This is a genomic window from Metabacillus sp. Hm71 (assembly GCF_051842955.2).
Taxonomy (GTDB): domain Bacteria; phylum Bacillota; class Bacilli; order Bacillales; family Bacillaceae; genus Metabacillus.
The window spans coordinates 3,960,167-3,977,027 of sequence record NZ_CM200278.1 but is presented as its reverse complement, the minus strand read 5'-3'; the positions used below and the strand labels follow the sequence as shown (position 1 = coordinate 3,977,027).

The window sequence follows — 16,861 nt, the reverse complement described above, 5'->3', positions numbered from 1 at the left end:
GTGAGAAAGCAATGTCTTATCATAGTCGCATATGGTTATTGATTCTTTTAGATTCATGTATTGTATTATCAACGATTTATTTTAGCCAATTGTTAATTAATCCATCTCTTCAAGCCTTAACAATCCAATTGTTTATCAGTTCCATCTCGTTATTGTTTGGTCATCATTTATTTTCATTTTTATATAAGCTTTATAAAAAAGCATGGGAATATGCTAGCATTGGGGAATTAATCAGCATTTTTAAGGTCATCACTTATACAATTATAGTGACAGGCATCGTTCAACAACTTGTCCAAAAACAGGTTGATTACCGGATCTTAACCATCACATGGATGATTCATTTGCTGTTGATCGGGGGTTCGCGCTTCTTTTGGAGAGTTTATCGAGATACGTACTTAAAACACCCTTTAAATAAAAAGAGAACACTGATTGTAGGAGCGGGTGCAGCCGGAACAATGGTCGCAAGACAGCTATTACACAACCATGATGCTGAGCTGCTTCCCGTTGCCTTTATTGATGATAATGTAAATAAGCAAAAGCTAGATATTTTAGGGATTCCTGTTATCGGCGGTGTCAAGCAAATTGAGCAGCTGGCAAACTCGTTACACATTTCAAATATTGTCATTGCGATTCCATCCTTAAATAAAAAACAGCTTAATGAAATATTTAAGGAGTGTGCGAAAACATCAGCAAAAACACAAATGATTCCTATGCTTGAAGATCTGATGACTGGGAAGGTCTCTGTTAACCAATTCCGTGATGTCCAGGTGGAAGATCTTCTCGGACGAGAAGCAGTCGAGCTTGACATGACAAGCATCTGTGATTATGTAACAGAAAAAGTGGTGCTTGTAACAGGTGCTGGCGGTTCCATTGGATCTGAGATCTGCAGGCAAATTTCAAAATTTAATCCGAGAGCACTAGTTTTACTTGGGCATGGAGAGAACAGTATTTATACGATAGAAATGGAGTTAAAGGAAGCTTTCAAAGACACTGGTATCGAATTCATTACCGAAATTGCGGATCTTCAGGATTACGATAAGCTTATGAACGTCATGACCATTTATCAACCTGATGTTGTCTACCATGCAGCGGCACATAAGCATGTTCCGTTAATGGAGCGAAGCCCTGAGGAAGCGGTTAAAAATAATATCATCGGGACAAAGAATATTGCCGAAGCCTCAAATTTACATGGTGTAGAAACATTTGTCATGATTTCAACGGATAAGGCTGTAAATCCGACAAGTGTGATGGGCTCCACTAAGCGTTTAGCTGAGATGATTATACAGCATTTTGACCAAATAAGCTCAACAAGATTTGTCGCAGTTCGCTTCGGGAATGTATTAGGAAGCAGAGGCAGTGTGATCCCGTTATTTAAAAAGCAAATTCAAAATGGCGGCCCCGTAACCGTGACACATCCTGATATGGTTCGTTACTTTATGACCATACCAGAAGCATCGCGATTAGTCATTCAAGCTGGTGCCTTAGCAAAGGGCGGAGAAATTTTTGTCCTTGATATGGGAGAACCAGTTAAAATCGTCGATCTTGCGAAAAATTTGATAAAGCTCTCAGGAAATAATATTGACGACATCGGCATTGAATTTACCGGGATGAGGCCAGGTGAAAAGCTTTTCGAAGAGCTGCTAAAGAAAGAGGAAGTTCACGAGGAGCAAATTTATCCGAAGATCTACATTGGAAAAACCTCTGAGTTATATATAGAAGAAATTGAGTATATTATCAATAACTTTAGATTACTAGAACGAAATCATTTAAGAAAAGTATTGGTCGATCTAGCAAATGAACGAATTGCCTATCAGAAGAAATTAGTGTCAGTATAATAGAGGAGAGTGTCGTCGGTGAAGGTAAGAAAAGCAATTATTCCAGCAGCAGGCTTAGGAACAAGATTTTTGCCTGCAACAAAAGCAATGCCGAAGGAAATGCTGCCAATCGTTGATAAACCTACGATTCAATACATTATTGAAGAGGCGGTTGAATCAGGCATAGAAGATATTATTATCGTGACCGGGAAAGGGAAACGTGCGATTGAAGATCACTTTGATCATTCCTTTGAACTTGAACACACGTTAATGGAAAAAGGAAAGCTGGAATTGCTGAGCGAAGTACAGAAAGCATCGAAATTAGTCGATATTCATTATATTCGCCAAAAGGAACCACGCGGTTTAGGCCATGCGATTTGGTGTGCCCGAAAGTTTATCGGCAATGAACCTTTTGCTGTTTTACTTGGAGATGATATCGTAAGAGCAGAAAAGCCTTGCCTCCAGCAAATGATTGAACAATACGAGCGCTACAACGCATCAATTATTGGTGTACAGCATGTAAAAGAAGAAGAAGTTTCGCGATACGGAATTGTTGATGCAGTAGAAATTGGCGAGCGTTTCTATAATGTTAGCAATCTAGTTGAAAAACCAAAGCAAGAGGAGTCACCCTCTACGCTGGCGATCATGGGTCGCTATATTTTAAATCCTAAAATATTTGACATGCTGGAGGAGCAAAGTCCAGGTGCTGGTGGTGAAATTCAACTGACAGATGCTATCGCATCACTTAACCGCTTTGAAGCCATTTATGCCTATAACTTTGAGGGCAAACGCTATGATGTTGGTGAGAAAATGGGCTTTATTCAAACAACCATTGAGCTCGCATTACAGCGAGAAGAACTAAAGTACGAACTATTGCAGTTTTTAAATACGGTAATCGAAAAAGAAATGACTGAAATATAACACCCATATGATATCAGGGTGTTTTTTTCATGCTCTTAAAAAGGGTGAAAAAACCATGCTAAATAAAGTGTTATTCTGTGCAACCGTTGACTATCATTTCAAAGCCTTTCATCTGCCAATCCTGAAATGGTTTAAAGAAAAAGGCTGGGAGGTTCATATTGCTGCAAACGGAGAAATCGAGCTTCCATATGTTGATCGGAAATATAATATTCCGATTCAACGCTCACCTTTTCACAAAATGAACATTGCAGCCTTTCAGCAACTAAAATCAATCATTCATGAAAATGACTTTAAGATCATCCATTGCCACACACCGATGGGAGGCGTTCTATCACGCTTGGCAGCAAAGCATGCCAGAAAAAGTGGAACAAAGGTTCTTTATACAGCACATGGTTTTCATTTTTGCAAAGGAGCTCCCATGATAAATTGGCTTCTTTATTATCCGATTGAGAAAGCATTAGCAAAATATACAGACTGTTTGATCACGATAAATGAGGAAGATTACAAACTGGCGATTTCCCACCGATTTAAGTCAGGTGAGGTGGAACATGTTCATGGGGTCGGGGTGGATACGGAACGATTCAAACCGATCAGCCATACAGAAAAAAACGAGCAAAGAAAGAAACTAGGTTACAAACGAGAAGATTTCCTGCTCTTCTACGCAGCCGAATTTAACAAAAATAAGAATCAGCAGCTTCTTATTAAAGCAATGTCTGAATTGAAGGAAACCTTACCGAAAGCAAAGCTTCTGTTAGCAGGGGAAGGTGTATTTCAGGATTCTTGCAGAAAATTAGCTTCTGAGCTTGGTGTTGATCATATGGTAGAGTTTTTAGGCTATCGCAACGACATTGTCAATCTCCTTCCAATCTGTGATGTGGCAGTCGCCTCCAGTTTGCGGGAAGGGTTGCCAGTTAATATTATGGAGGCGATGGCATGCGGATTGCCGGTGGTGGCGACGGAGAATCGGGGGCATTGTCAGTTAGTAAAGGATCAAGAAAATGGGTTTATTATTAAACATGGAGAATGCAAAATATTTTCTAATAGATTGCAAGATTTAGGGATTAATAAAGAGTTATATGAAGTTCTAGGAAAAAATAGTTTAAGAATGGTAAACAAATTTTCCTTAGGAACTGTAAAAAAAGAATTAGATCATATATATTCTCGGTATATGTTGAGGGAGACAGATGAAACCAAAAATAAGTATAATCGTGCCTATATATAATGTAGAAAAATATTTAGGCAGATGCTTAGATAGCTTATTAAAACAAGAGTTAAAGGGTTTTGAAATTATAGGCATTAATGATGGATCGACAGATTCTAGCTTAACTATTCTCAAGGAATACGCGGATAAAGATGATCGAATTGTTGTTATAGATAAGGAAAATGAAGGTGTTTCAGCTGCGAGAAATGATGGAGTAAAGAAAGCAAATGGAGAATATATCGGCTTTGTTGATCCAGATGACTGGATTAATCCTTTTATGTATAAACATATGTTGGAGATCGCTGAAAAGGATCAAATAGATATCGTCATGTGTAGTTATATTCGTGAATTCGGTACACATGCAAAAGAAAAAATATTTGATTTACCTAATTTAAGTTCCTTTCACAATGGAGATGTTCAAAAAAACTTCATGCGTCGTTTAGTTGGTCCATTAAATGAAGAGGTTGCAAATCCTGAGCTCCTTGATGCTTGGGGAACGGTTTGGTCAAAGCTATATCGAGCAGAATTAATAAAAAACAATAATATACATTTTGTAGAATTAAAGGAAATAGGCAGCAATGAAGACACACTTTTTAATATTTATGCTAGTTATTATGCGAAAAGCTTCGTATTTCTTAACAAACCTTATTATCATTATTGGCGTGCAAACAACACATCGATTACATCAAAACACAATCCAAATTTAGTCAGTCAGTTTGGTAAGCTTTATAATAGTATAGAAAACTTTTTGTATGAAAAAAATATGAGTGAGGAATTTCAAATAGCTCTTAGTAATCGCATTAGCTTAAGTACGTTAGGATTAGGGTTGAATACAATTAGTAAAGGGAATAGATACTCAATTCTTAAACAAGTGAGTGACTTGAAAAATGTTTTAAATAATTCTCGTATCAAACGTTCTCTCGATCAATTTGAATTGAAGCATTGTTCAATAATCTGGAAAACGTTTTTTTACTTTGCCAAAAAAAGATTAGCCTTCGGATTATACATCATGTTAATGTCAATCGAAGTTCTAAGGAAAACAATTAGATAGGGGGGATAAAATTGCAACCTATAAGGGTTTTACAAGTAGTAACGATCATGAATCGCGGCGGTCTTGAAACAATGTTAATGAATTATTACCGGCAAATTGACCGAATGAAAATTCAATTTGATTTTATGGTGCATCGTGAAGAAAGAGGTCATTATGATGATGAAATTGAGCGTTTAGGCGGTAAAATTTTTCGAATGCCACAGATTCGTCCTGGTAATTATCGAAAATATTTTAATCTGTTAAATGACTTTTTTGCTAAGCATAAAGAATTTAATGTTGTTCATGCACATAATAACGAAAATAGTAGTTTCGTCTTACGGGCAGCAAAGCGATTCGGGGTTCCATGCAGAATAACACACAGCCACTTAAGTGATTTAGGATTTGATATAAAACTTCCTTTTCGATTATATGCAAGAAATGTCATGAAGGATAATCCTACCGATTATTTTGCTTGCTCAAAGAACGCTGGAAAATGGTTATTTGGAGAACAGAAAGAGGTTACAGTACTTAATAATGCTGTAAACGTAGATGATTTTAAGTACAATGAACAACTACGAAGAGAAATAAGAAAGGAACTAAATATTAACGATCAATTAGTAATCGGCCATATTGGTAGATTTAATAAACAGAAAAATCATGAATTCCTTCTTGATATTTTTAAAGCTGTAGCAGATAAAAAAAAGGATGCACTGCTTCTATTAATAGGTGGTGGGCACCTTCGGACAGAAATGGAAAGTAAAGTGGAAAGGCTTGGGCTATCTTCTCAAGTTAAGTTTTTAGGTGTTAGAGAGGATATACCACAACTTATGCAAGTAATGGATCTTTTTCTATTTCCATCTTTATTTGAAGGATTACCTGTCGTATTGGTTGAAGCCCAAGCAGCTGGTTTAAATTGTATTGTTTCTGATTCTATCACGACAGAAGCGAATATTACTGGTAGAATACAATATTTAAGTTTAAAAGACACAGCAGACAAATGGGCTGAAAAGATAATAAACACGACAATTGAACATGCAGATACATCAAAAATACTACAAAGTAATGGATATGATACAAAGACGATGGCAAACTGGTTAACAGAATTTTACTTTGAAAATTCTTTAGAAAAGGTGGAGGTGTAAGAAATGCATCCAACATTAACGGTGTTTACGCCTACATTTAATCGTGCTTATACACTACACCTTTGTTACGAAAGTCTAAAAAGGCAAACAAGTAAGGATTTTGTCTGGCTAATTATCGATGACGGCTCAACTGATAATACAAAAGAACTTATTCAAATGTGGATCAATGAAAAGAAAGTACCGATTCGTTATCATTATCAGAAAAACCAAGGAATGCATGGAGCACATAATGCAGCTTATGAGTTAATTGAAACAGAACTAAATGTCTGCATCGATTCTGACGACTATATGGCAGACGACGCAGTAGAAAAAATTGTTGAATTTTGGCAGAGCCATGGCAGTGACCAATATGCAGGTATTGTCGGTCTTGATGCAACACAAGATGGAAAGGTAATAGGAACAAAAATGCCTGACCATCTAAAAGAATCTACTCTTTCACATCTTTATGGAAAGCATAAAGTAAAAGGGGATAAAAAGTTAGTTTATAGAACAGAACTTACGAAAAAAACGCCGCCTTATCCAGTCTTCCCAGGCGAAAAATACTGTCCATTAAGCTATAAATATATACTAATTGATCAAGAGTTTCCATTACTGGTAATGAACGAGATTCTTTGTTATGTCGAGTATTTACCGGATGGTTCAAGTATGAATATTATTAATCAATATAAGAAAAATCCTAATGGATTTGCTTTTTTTAGACAGGTAGCGATTCAATATGCACCAACATTTAAAGAAAGTCTTAGAGAGTCGATGCATTATGTGTCTAGTAGTTTGATGATAGGGAATAAGAAGTTTTTATTAGAATCACCTAAATTTTTTACAACTTTATTAGCGACACCATTTGGGGTATTACTTTATTTTTATATAACGAGAACAAGTAAAGCAACTGTGCTAAAAAGTGGTTAATAATTTAGATTGAAAGGATAGAAAAATGACAGTACTTTGGGCATTGCTCTTTACCGTGTTTATAATAGCTTTTTTATCTAGGTATGTACCAGCAAATAGTGCTTCACTTTCTCAAGTAAGTATAAGACCTAATAAATTTTTGATTATTTTAGCACTGGTTTGCATAGTACTTGTGTCTGGTTTAAGAAATAATATTGGTGATACTTATTTATACATGCACTCATATGAAATTCAAGATTTCACCTGGGAATATATAATAATGAATAAGGACCCAGGCTTTGGTGTCTTACAAATGATTTTAAAAAACATATCTAGCGATCCACAGCTTCTTATTTTCATAACAGCATTAATAACAAATGTTTTAATCGTTTTTACTTTATACCATTATACAAAAATGATTGAATTAAGTATGTATGTTTATATCACATCAGGTATTTTTACAGTATCAATGAATGGTATACGTCAATTTTTAGCTGCTTCCATTATATTTTGGGCAACTAAATATTTGATTGATGGGAATTTTAAACGCTATTTTTTTATTATCCTTTTGGCATCCACATTTCATGAAAGTGCACTAATATTAATTCCAATTTATTTTATTGTTAGAAGAAAGGCTTGGACTAAGGTTACATATTTATTATTAGGATTAGCGATCTTAATTGTTTTTGGTTTTAATGTATTTTCACAATTTTTATTTTCTGCAATTGAAGATACACAATATGGTCATTACAGTAATTTTGACGCTGGTGGAGCGAACATTATTAGGGTATTTGTCGATTTGGTACCTATAATAATTGCATATCTTGGAAGAGATAAATTAAGAAAACTATGGCCAAAAAGTGACATTATTGTAAATATGTCTGTAATAGGATTATTATTTATGATCATTGCAACTCAGAATTGGATTTTTGCGAGATTTAATATTTATTTTAGCTTATATAACTTAATCTTAATTTCTTGGATTATTTATTTATTTAAAAAGAGCAATAAGAAATTTGTGTATTATTGCTTATTAATATGTTATTTGATGTATTTTTATTATGAGCAAGTAATTTCATTAAATTTATATTATACTAGCGATTATATAAATTTATAAGAGGGAGCTATATGGAATTATCTGAACTAAGTTTTAAAGAAATTTTAGAAAATGTATATAAAATCAGCCAAGAAACAGAAAACATTAGTGTAATAGAACTAATTGAAGAAATTAAAAAAGAAATTCTGTTGTACACACTAAAATGAAAGAAGGGGGAAAATGAAACGTCCATTTGATTTAGTAGTTTCAGTCATTTTATTTATTCTGCTTTCCCCACTGATGATTTCCATTGCATTACTCGTAAAAATAAATTTAGGCTCACCAATCTTTTTCAGACAACAACGACCAGGCTTACACAGTAAGCCTTTTTATTTTTATAAATTTCGAACAATGACTAATGAAAAAGATGATAATGGTGAATGGTTATCTGATCATATGAGATTAACTTCTTTTGGTAAGTTCTTAAGGAAATCTAGTTTAGATGAGTTTCCGCAACTAATTAATGTGATAAAAGGTGATATCAGTTTAGTCGGTCCAAGACCATTATTAATGGAATATTTACCACTTTATACAGAAGAGCAGGCAAAACGACATCTTGTAAAACCTGGTATTACAGGTTGGGCTCAAATAAATGGTCGTAATAGTATTTCTTGGGAAGAAAAGTTTAAATTAGATGTTTGGTATGTTGAAAATCAAACTTTTTTTCTTGATTTAAAAATCTTATTTTTAACTGTAAATAAGGTAATAAAATCACAAGGAATTAATCAACCAGGTAACGCCACAATTGAAAAATTCAAAGGTAGCAGAGTAAAAGAGGGAAATGGATGAATATTGTTATAATCGGTCATGGTGGTCATAGTAAAATAATTATTGATATGCTTAATTTTAATAATTGTCATAAAATAATAGCATTCCTGGATTATAAGTATAAAGATATTGTGAGCAATGATGACATTTTTTATGGTCCAATCTCAGCTTACCAATTTCTTATAAGCCAATATGAAGATATTAAATTTATAGTGGCAATTGGAAATAATCAAATAAGAAAACATATTGTTGAGTCACTTAACCTGAAAGCTTTCGATTATATAACGATTATTCATCCCTCGGCTATAGTAAGCCCAAGTGTAAAGATAGGAAAAGGGACTGTGATAATGGCAAATGCTGTTGTTAATGCTGATTCAGAAATTGGAAATCACGTTATTATTAATACAGGGTCGATCATAGAACATGACAATAAGGTATATGATTTTTCTCATGTGTCACCAAATGCAACTTTAACGGGAAATGTAAATATAGGTAAAGGAGTACATATAGGTGCAGGAGCAACTCTTATCCCTAACGTTCATGTAGGTTCCTGGTCAGTGATTGGTGCTGGGGCAGTAGTAATAAATGAGATTCCCGAAAATAGCACGGCCGTAGGAGTTCCGGCTAAATTAATAAAAACTGTGGAAGGTGTTTAATGTGCAACCGAAAAGAATTTATCTTTCTTCCCCGCATATGAGCGGAAATGAATTGAAATATATAAAAGATGCATTTGATTCAAACTGGATTGCACCATTAGGACCAAATGTTGATGAGTTTGAAAAAGAAATAGCAAATTATGTAGGAGTCAGTGAAGCTGTTGCCGTAAGTTCAGGTACTGCAGCCATTCATCTGGCTCTTTCTTTATTAGAGGTAAAAAGAGGAGATAAAGTATTTTGTTCTACTTTGACGTTTGTAGCAAGTGCTAATCCAATCCTTTATCAGGGAGCGGAACCTGTTTTTATTGATTCAGAACCTGAGACATGGAATATGTCCCCTCAAGCTCTTAAACGTGCTTTAGATGAAGCATCAAATGACGGAAATCTACCCAAAGCGGTAATTGTAGTAAATCTATACGGTCAGAGTGCAAAAATGGATGAAATTGTTGCATTGTGTAATCAATATAATATTCCAATTATTGAAGATGCAGCCGAATCGCTTGGTTCCACATATAAAGGAAAAGCAAGTGGGACTTTTGGAAAGTTTGGAGTATTTTCATTCAATGGAAATAAAATTATAACGACATCAAGCGGCGGAATGCTAGTATCGGATGATAAGGAATTATTAGAGAAAGCAAGGTATTTAGCGACACAAGCAAAGGATCCTGCTCCTCATTATCAACATAGTACAGTGGGGTTTAATTATCGAATGAGTAATGTACTTGCTGGAATTGGCAGGGCCCAATTGGAAGTGTTAGAAGAGAGAGTAAAAGCAAGAAGGCTAATTTTTGAGCGTTATACCAAAGAGTTAGAATCTATTCCAGGTATAAAATTCATGCCCGAATTAAACAATTCACAATCTAATCGCTGGCTTACAGCTATTACTATTAATAAAGAAATCGTTGGATTTTCAAACCATTATTTATTAAATAGTTTGGCTGATGAAAATATAGAAGCACGTCCAGTTTGGAAACCACTTCACTTGCAACCCCTATTTAACGGAGCAAAATTTTATGTTCACAGGGAAGATTTGAGTGTCTCGGAACATTTATTTACCGCAGGATTATGTCTTCCTTCAGGATCGAACATAACTGAGGTTGAACAAAAAAGAATAATAAAGTGTGTAAAAGATTGTTTAAAAATTAGAGTTTAGTACATAAATCTATTGTTTTGAAGGGAGGTTGCAAAATGAACTCTATTACGATTCCTAAAATCATTCATTACTGCTGGTTCGGTGATAAAGAAAAACCTGAAATCGTTCAAAAATGTATTAAAAGTTGGAGACAGAATCTTTCTGATTATGAAATGATCGAATGGAATGAAAAAAACTTTGATTTTAAAAGTAATAAATATGTTAATGAGGCTTATCAATCAGGGAAATTTGCTTTCGTTAGTGATTATGTAAGAGTGTATGCTTTATATCATTTTGGTGGGATTTATTTAGACACGGATGTAGAAGTGTTTAAATCATTTGATGATTTATTAGGTCATGAATCTTTCTGGGGATTTGAACAAGAAAACTATATCGCTACAAGTACGATTGGTGCCAAAAAGGGGAATTTATTAATTAAATTATTTTTAGATTCATATCACGGAAAAAGGTTCATAAAAGAAGACGGTACGTTCGATGATTTAACTAATGTAGCGATTGTTACAAATATCTTAAAAAATAATGGATTAAAAACAAATGGGGAATATCAAAAGTTAGTTGGGAAGGGAGCTTTTTTTCCTCAAACCTATTTTTCTCCATACGATTATATAAACTGTAGAAAATTTATAACAGAAAATACTTATGCAATACATCATTTTTATAAGAGCTGGTTACCTCCTAAAGCTAGATTAAAAAGTAAAATCAAAACAATAGCAGCTAAGGTAATCGGTGGTGAAAATATTGCTAGATTAAGGAAATCTTTTAGATGAAAATATTCCTTAAGGAGAATTGTCGTGGCTTATACATTAACAAAAATTGTAAGAACTCTTGTTTCTGAAATTCGAGCTAGAGGAATTTACTATTCTTTTTTGATGAATTTATCACATTTAAATGGGATTATACGAGGAATGTTTTATAAATTACTCTATTTTAAAAACATTAAGTCTTCTATTTATTCTCTACAAACAAAAAGTAAAATAGAGATTTTTAACAAAAATTCAAAATTGAATATTGGGAAATTTGTATTTATCAGGAAAAATGCAAGTATTAGAATTGATTTTAATGGAGAATTATTTATAGATGATCATGTCTTTATAAATGATAATTGCAATATAAATTGTGTGAATAAGATTGTAATTGGAAAAAATTCAAAAATAGCTCCAAATGTTTGTATAAATGATCATGATCACAATTATAAAAGTACAGCAGGTGACCATCTTATTAGAGGTCAAGTAATAATTGGAGAAAATGTTTGGATAGGTTCAAATGTTGTAATTCTAAGAGATACGTTTATCGGAGATAACGTAGTAATAGCAGCAGGAAGTGTTGTAAAAGGTGAAGTACCTTCAAATAGTTTATTTATTAATAAAAGGGATAATATGATAAAAAATATCATAAAGAAAGACAATTACGTACCTAAAGCAAACTAAAAAATACTTTCTTTTTAGAGGGGAATATATGAAAAAGAATATTTTGATTTCAGTTTTTGATATGGAGATTGGCGGTATTGAACGAAGTTTAATCAATATGCTTGAAAGTTTTGATTATCATAATTTCAATGTAGATTTATTTATATGTGAACATAAAGGAGATTTATTGAGTCAAATACCCAATAAGGTAAATATTCTTCCTCAAATAAATAAGTATTCAGTTTTTAGAAAACCAGTGAAACAATGTTTAAAAGAAGGACAATATACAACATCTATCATAAGGATAGGCAGTAAATTTATTGCTGAAGCAAAAGCTAGATCAAGAGACTTAAAAGAAGGTTCAGGATATATTCAAATGCAGCTAGTCCAAAAATACTCTTCTTTCTTTTTGCCTCGATTTAAAAATAGATATGATGTTGCAATTAGCTATGCATGGCCACATGATATTGTCGCAAAAAACGTAAATGCTGATAAGAAAATTGCCTGGATTCATACGGATTATAGTAAGTTAGAAATAGATAATAGATTAGATTTAAATGTATGGATGCAATTCAATTATATAATATCTATTTCTAATGAATGTACCAATTCATTTTTAATGAAATACCCAAAACTTAAAGAAAAAGTATTAACAATGGAAAATATCACTTCACCGAGCTTTATCAATAATTTGGCACAAGATCATATACCTTTTACAGAGAATAATGGTGAAGGGAATTTTACCATTTTATCTGTCGGAAGATTATCCTATGTAAAGGGTTTTGATATGGCTGTGAAAGCTTTAAGATTGCTACACGATAAAGGTTTAACAAAAATTAAATGGTATGTTATTGGTTATGGTGGCTATGAAAAGGAATTAACTGAGTTGATATCTAGTCATAATCTTGAAGATAGTTTTATATTACTCGGAAAAAAGACAAATCCATATCCATACATGAAAGCTTGTGACCTATATGTCCAACCTTCAAGGTACGAAGGAAAAGCAGTCACGGTTACTGAAGCAAAAATATTAAAAAAACCTATCATTATTACGGATTATCCAACTGCTAAAAGTCAATTAATTGACGGAGTTGAAGGCATTATATGTGATTTAAGTGTTGAGGGGATATCTAAAGAAATTAAGAAATTGGTAGAAAATAAGTCACAACGCGATAGACTGATAGAAAATTTATATAAATTTGATTATAGCAATACTGAAGAATTAAGTAAATTATATCAATTGATTGGTTGATATAAATTTATTTATAAAAAGGAGTAAACTATGAGCGTTAATGTGAGTGTAATTATCCCTGTTTATAACGCAGAAAAATATGTTGCTCATTGTATTGAATCACTTTTAGCCCAAACATTAAAAGAGTGTGAATTTATTTTTATTAATGATGGTTCAAAGGATGAGAGTCTAAAAATAATTGAGCGTTATCGAAAATTAGATCATAGAATTAAAATAATTAATCAAAAAAATCAAGGTGTTAGTATTGCTAGAAATCGAGGATTGGAAATAGCAGCTGGGGAATATATTGGCTTTGTTGATTCAGATGATTATATTAAAAATAATATGTATGAAGTTCTTTATACTAGTGTAAAACAAGATGATTGTGATGCAATTATTTCTAATTTAGAATATGAAATGAATGGTAATAAGTTCGTTACAACCTACCCATTTTCAAATGATACAAAACTAGATAAAACGTATATAGAACAGCAACTATTACCATATTTTTTAAAAAACGATAATTTGAATACTGCAGTTAATAAACTTTATCGAAGGGAAATAATAAATAAAAACAAAATAATGTTCCCCGAAAAAGTAGCACTAGGAGAAGACGGATTGTTTAACATCCGTTTTTTTTGTTATGCAAACTCTTTTAAATATATTAATTATTCTGGTTATCACTATAGAGAAGTGATAGGCAGTGCAACGAGGAATATATCAAAAAAAGATTATTTTAATCGAGCTATAGAAGTATATAATTTAGAAATTCCTGAAATACAAGGGAAAATTGATGAAATGAAAATACAACAATTGAAATCGATAAAATTAATAAAAAATGTAATGTCTTACATACATGTTTATTTTACACCAACTAAAGAAATTAACTTTACTAATAGATATAAATACATATGTAATATGATTAATAACAAAGATGTAAGAAAGGCATTAAAAACATTTTATATTTCCAATTATAAAAGTTTAGGGAGATATGAGAGAGTTGTTATTAATTTAGTTAAATATAAATTTACCTTTGGTTTATATCTTACAGTGGGATACAGCAGATTTAGAAATAATTAAGGAAGGATGTTATTAATGAACATTTTAATGTTTGCCCACGGCGGTAGTCTTAATAAGGGCTGTGAAGCTATTGTTCGTTCTTCTACGAATATTATAAAAGAAAAAATAAATGGAGCAAAGGTTTATTTGGCATCAGGTAAACCAGAGACTGATCAAATCATAACAAAGCTTGATGGGATCTATGATAGTTCTGGTTATCAAATTAAAAAATTTTCTTACGATTGGTTTTTATCATCAATAAAATTAAAGTTATTTAATGATGAATCATATGGAATAAGGGTTACAGAAAATAATACGATAAAACATATAAAAAATTCTGATATCTGCCTGTCAATCGGTGGAGATAATTATTGTTATGGTGAACAACCTGGACTGTATGAGATTGATAAGGCGATTAAAAAGCAAGGGAAAAAGTTAGTTTTATGGGGATGTTCAATTGGGAAAGAAGACATGACTGATAGAACATTAAATGATTTAAAGCTATTTGATTTGATTTTAGCTCGTGAAACGTTGACATATAACATGTTGTTAGAAAAGGGATTAACAAATGTGAAACTCTGTGCAGATCCTGCATTTACAATGGAAAAAGAAGAACTTCCATTACCAAATGGATGGAAAGAAAACGGGACAGTTGGATTAAACTTTAGTCCCCTTGTGTGGAAAAGAAATAAGGATTCACAGTTCGCTGTAAAAGAATTAATTAATCATATTTTAAATACAACTGACTACACAATCGCACTTACACCACATGTGTTTTCAGAAGGGAACAATGATTATGAGGTTCTATATAAATATTTTCTGGAGTTCAAAGATACAAAAAGAGTCATCATTTTGCCAGATAATTTAAACGCCATACAGTACAAAGGGTATATAGCTAGGATGAGATTCTTTATTGGTGCAAGAACTCATGCAACTATTGCAGCCTATTCTAGTCATGTTCCTACCATGGTATTAGGATACAGTGTAAAGTCTAAAGGAATATCAAAAGATTTATTTGGAGAAGAAAGATTTGTCTTAAACTTAGTAGAATTATCTGATAGTGAAAAATTAAAAGCTACATTTGACCAGCTGTTAGACGAAGAAAGCGTAATTATTAATAAGTTAAAACAATCAATTCCTCATATTAAGAGAAAATCGTATAAAGCTGTAGAATATTTATACGAAATTGCGGAAGAAGGCTGAGGGATACATGAAAAAAAACTTATTATTTGTTATTCCGAGTTTAGCTGCTGGAGGCGGTGAAAAAAGCTTAGTTAACCTATTGTCTCAAATTGACTATGATCGATATAATGTAGATTTATTTTTATTTAATCATGAAGGATTATTCATGGAGTTTTTGCCTAACCAGGTACATGTATTACCTTTACCAAAAACATATCGTATTTTTACTCAACCATTGTTACATGCAATTATGAAACTATTAATAAAAGGAAAACCCATAATTGCTTTTAACAGAATAATGTTTTCCTATATTAATAAAAAAATAAAAGATACATCAATAAAAGAACAATACAGTTGGAGATATTTATCTAAATCTCTCAGTTGTTTAGAGAAAAAATATGATGTTACGATAGGCTTTTTAGAAAAATCGTCTACTTATTATAGTGTTGATAAAGTAAGTTCGTCAAAAAAAATTGGCTGGATTCATATTGATTACGATAAGCTTGGGATGGATCCTAATTTTGATGCTAATTATTTTAATAAATTAGATCACATAGTAACAGTATCAAAGGAATGTGCCACGGTTTTAAAACAAAGATTTCCCGCAGAAAAGGAAAAAGTAAAAGTAATCTATAACATCGTCTCACCTTCAATGATAAAATCAATGGCAAATCATAAAGAATATAATCTAGCTTCTAAGAAAAATGATGAAATTTTCATTCTAACAATTGGAAGATTACATTATCAAAAAGGATACGAGTTAGCAATTGAGGCTTGTAAAATTCTAGTTGAAAAAGGTTTGAATATAAGATGGAATGTAATAGGTGAGGGGGATGAGAGGGAGAAACTATCGAAATTAATTAAAAAATATAATATGGCTCAACATTTTAAGTTATTAGGACTTAAATCAAACCCTTATCCATATATACAACATGCAGATATTTATGCTCAAACATCTAGATTTGAGGGGAAATCTATAGCAATAGATGAGGCAAAGATATTATGTAAGCCAATTATTGTAACAAATTATAGTACAGCTAAAGATCAGATAACTAATTATGTAGATGGATTAATTGTGGAAATGGATCCAGTAAGCATTGCAGAAGGTATTGAAAAAATGATCATAAATCCTGATCTAAGGGAAAGGATAACTAATAATTTATCTAAACTAAACTTAAGTACGGAAGATGAGATAAGTAAGCTTTATAAGCTATTAGGTTGATAACAATTGATAATGGGAGGAATATATCAAGGATTATTGTATGAAACAATGCCAAGAATTGGGTTATGAGTTTGGGAAGTAAAATACCTAGGTTT

Annotated in this window: 17 protein-coding genes; all 17 read left to right on the top strand. The window is 32.5% G+C overall.

From position 1 onward, the window contains the following. The first annotated feature begins 11 nt into the window (after positions 1-11). Genes ACSVDH_RS19660 through ACSVDH_RS19580 form a run of 17 tightly spaced genes read left to right on the top strand, consistent with a single transcriptional unit; the run spans position 12 to position 16,766 of the window. Positions 12-1,835: a polysaccharide biosynthesis protein gene (locus ACSVDH_RS19660; RefSeq protein WP_439250136.1), complete on the top strand. Its 1,824-nt coding sequence runs from the start codon at positions 12-14 to the stop codon at positions 1,833-1,835. 18 nt (positions 1,836-1,853) lie between these two features. Beyond that, complete coding sequence (galU, locus tag ACSVDH_RS19655; protein ID WP_439250138.1) at positions 1,854-2,735, top strand: UTP--glucose-1-phosphate uridylyltransferase GalU; 882 nt, start codon at positions 1,854-1,856, stop codon at positions 2,733-2,735. A 55-nt stretch (positions 2,736-2,790) separates the two neighbouring features. Next, positions 2,791-3,957 carry a glycosyltransferase family 4 protein gene (locus ACSVDH_RS19650; RefSeq protein WP_439250140.1) on the top strand — a complete coding sequence of 389 codons (1,167 nt, stop codon included), beginning with the start codon at positions 2,791-2,793 and terminating at the stop codon, positions 3,955-3,957. Then, positions 3,920-4,987 carry a glycosyltransferase gene (locus tag ACSVDH_RS19645; RefSeq protein ID WP_439250142.1) on the top strand — a complete coding sequence of 356 codons (1,068 nt, stop codon included), beginning with the start codon at positions 3,920-3,922 and terminating at the stop codon, positions 4,985-4,987. Before ACSVDH_RS19650 ends, ACSVDH_RS19645 begins: the two co-directional genes overlap by 38 nt. 11 nt (positions 4,988-4,998) lie before the next feature. Next, positions 4,999-6,108 carry a glycosyltransferase family 1 protein gene (locus ACSVDH_RS19640; protein WP_439250144.1) on the top strand — a complete coding sequence of 370 codons (1,110 nt, stop codon included), beginning with the start codon at positions 4,999-5,001 and terminating at the stop codon, positions 6,106-6,108. Positions 6,109-6,111: 3 nt separating this feature from the next. Then, entirely contained in the window at positions 6,112-7,014 is a 903-nt protein-coding gene (locus ACSVDH_RS19635; RefSeq protein WP_439250146.1) for a glycosyltransferase family 2 protein, read from the top strand. Between the two features lie 25 nt (positions 7,015-7,039). Continuing rightward, complete coding sequence (locus ACSVDH_RS19630; RefSeq protein WP_439250147.1) at positions 7,040-8,110, top strand: EpsG family protein; 1,071 nt, start codon at positions 7,040-7,042, stop codon at positions 8,108-8,110. Positions 8,111-8,121: 11 nt separating this feature from the next. Further along, on the top strand, positions 8,122-8,256 hold the full coding sequence (locus ACSVDH_RS19625; protein WP_439250149.1) for a YwzD family small protein: 135 nt from the start codon (positions 8,122-8,124) through the stop codon (positions 8,254-8,256). 13 nt (positions 8,257-8,269) lie between these two features. Next, entirely contained in the window at positions 8,270-8,878 is a 609-nt protein-coding gene (locus tag ACSVDH_RS19620; protein ID WP_439250151.1) for a sugar transferase, read from the top strand. Then, on the top strand, positions 8,875-9,513 hold the full coding sequence (locus tag ACSVDH_RS19615) for an acetyltransferase (RefSeq protein WP_439250153.1): 639 nt from the start codon (positions 8,875-8,877) through the stop codon (positions 9,511-9,513). The genes ACSVDH_RS19620 and ACSVDH_RS19615 overlap by 4 nt, the downstream gene beginning before the upstream one ends. Positions 9,514-9,550: 37 nt before the next feature. Next, positions 9,551-10,666 carry a DegT/DnrJ/EryC1/StrS family aminotransferase gene (locus ACSVDH_RS19610; RefSeq protein ID WP_439250316.1) on the top strand — a complete coding sequence of 372 codons (1,116 nt, stop codon included), beginning with the start codon at positions 9,551-9,553 and terminating at the stop codon, positions 10,664-10,666. A gap of 35 nt (positions 10,667-10,701) precedes the next feature. Continuing rightward, complete coding sequence (locus tag ACSVDH_RS19605) at positions 10,702-11,433, top strand: glycosyltransferase family 32 protein (RefSeq protein ID WP_439250155.1); 732 nt, start codon at positions 10,702-10,704, stop codon at positions 11,431-11,433. A 24-nt stretch (positions 11,434-11,457) separates the two neighbouring features. Then, a complete protein-coding gene (locus ACSVDH_RS19600) occupies positions 11,458-12,093 on the top strand; it encodes an acyltransferase (protein WP_439250156.1) in 636 nt (211 codons plus the stop codon). A 28-nt stretch (positions 12,094-12,121) separates the two neighbouring features. Next, on the top strand, positions 12,122-13,324 hold the full coding sequence (locus ACSVDH_RS19595) for a glycosyltransferase (RefSeq protein ID WP_439250157.1): 1,203 nt from the start codon (positions 12,122-12,124) through the stop codon (positions 13,322-13,324). 30 nt (positions 13,325-13,354) lie between these two features. After that, entirely contained in the window at positions 13,355-14,383 is a 1,029-nt protein-coding gene (locus ACSVDH_RS19590) for a glycosyltransferase (protein ID WP_439250158.1), read from the top strand. 15 nt (positions 14,384-14,398) lie between these two features. Then, positions 14,399-15,565, top strand: coding sequence for a polysaccharide pyruvyl transferase family protein (locus tag ACSVDH_RS19585; protein ID WP_439250160.1), 1,167 nt, complete (start codon positions 14,399-14,401; stop codon positions 15,563-15,565). 7 nt (positions 15,566-15,572) lie between these two features. After that, positions 15,573-16,766: a glycosyltransferase gene (locus tag ACSVDH_RS19580; RefSeq protein ID WP_439250162.1), complete on the top strand. Its 1,194-nt coding sequence runs from the start codon at positions 15,573-15,575 to the stop codon at positions 16,764-16,766. Positions 16,767-16,861 lie beyond the last annotated feature (95 nt).

What these genes read in the sequence shown, in the direction of transcription:
- ACSVDH_RS19660 (WP_439250136.1), top strand. Translation starts at nt 12, where the DNA reads ATGTCTTATCATAGTCGCATATGGTTATTGATTCTTTTAGATTCATGT.
- ACSVDH_RS19650 (WP_439250140.1), top strand. Translation starts at nt 2,791, where the DNA reads ATGCTAAATAAAGTGTTATTCTGTGCAACCGTTGACTATCATTTCAAA.
- ACSVDH_RS19645 (WP_439250142.1), top strand. Translation starts at nt 3,920, where the DNA reads ATGAAACCAAAAATAAGTATAATCGTGCCTATATATAATGTAGAAAAA.
- ACSVDH_RS19635 (WP_439250146.1), top strand. Translation starts at nt 6,112, where the DNA reads ATGCATCCAACATTAACGGTGTTTACGCCTACATTTAATCGTGCTTAT.
- ACSVDH_RS19630 (WP_439250147.1), top strand. Translation starts at nt 7,040, where the DNA reads ATGACAGTACTTTGGGCATTGCTCTTTACCGTGTTTATAATAGCTTTT.
- ACSVDH_RS19625 (WP_439250149.1), top strand. Translation starts at nt 8,122, where the DNA reads ATGGAATTATCTGAACTAAGTTTTAAAGAAATTTTAGAAAATGTATAT.
- ACSVDH_RS19620 (WP_439250151.1), top strand. Translation starts at nt 8,270, where the DNA reads ATGAAACGTCCATTTGATTTAGTAGTTTCAGTCATTTTATTTATTCTG.
- ACSVDH_RS19615 (WP_439250153.1), top strand. Translation starts at nt 8,875, where the DNA reads ATGAATATTGTTATAATCGGTCATGGTGGTCATAGTAAAATAATTATT.
- ACSVDH_RS19610 (WP_439250316.1), top strand. Translation starts at nt 9,551, where the DNA reads ATGAGCGGAAATGAATTGAAATATATAAAAGATGCATTTGATTCAAAC.
- ACSVDH_RS19605 (WP_439250155.1), top strand. Translation starts at nt 10,702, where the DNA reads ATGAACTCTATTACGATTCCTAAAATCATTCATTACTGCTGGTTCGGT.
- ACSVDH_RS19595 (WP_439250157.1), top strand. Translation starts at nt 12,122, where the DNA reads ATGAAAAAGAATATTTTGATTTCAGTTTTTGATATGGAGATTGGCGGT.
- ACSVDH_RS19590 (WP_439250158.1), top strand. Translation starts at nt 13,355, where the DNA reads ATGAGCGTTAATGTGAGTGTAATTATCCCTGTTTATAACGCAGAAAAA.
- ACSVDH_RS19585 (WP_439250160.1), top strand. Translation starts at nt 14,399, where the DNA reads ATGAACATTTTAATGTTTGCCCACGGCGGTAGTCTTAATAAGGGCTGT.
- ACSVDH_RS19580 (WP_439250162.1), top strand. Translation starts at nt 15,573, where the DNA reads ATGAAAAAAAACTTATTATTTGTTATTCCGAGTTTAGCTGCTGGAGGC.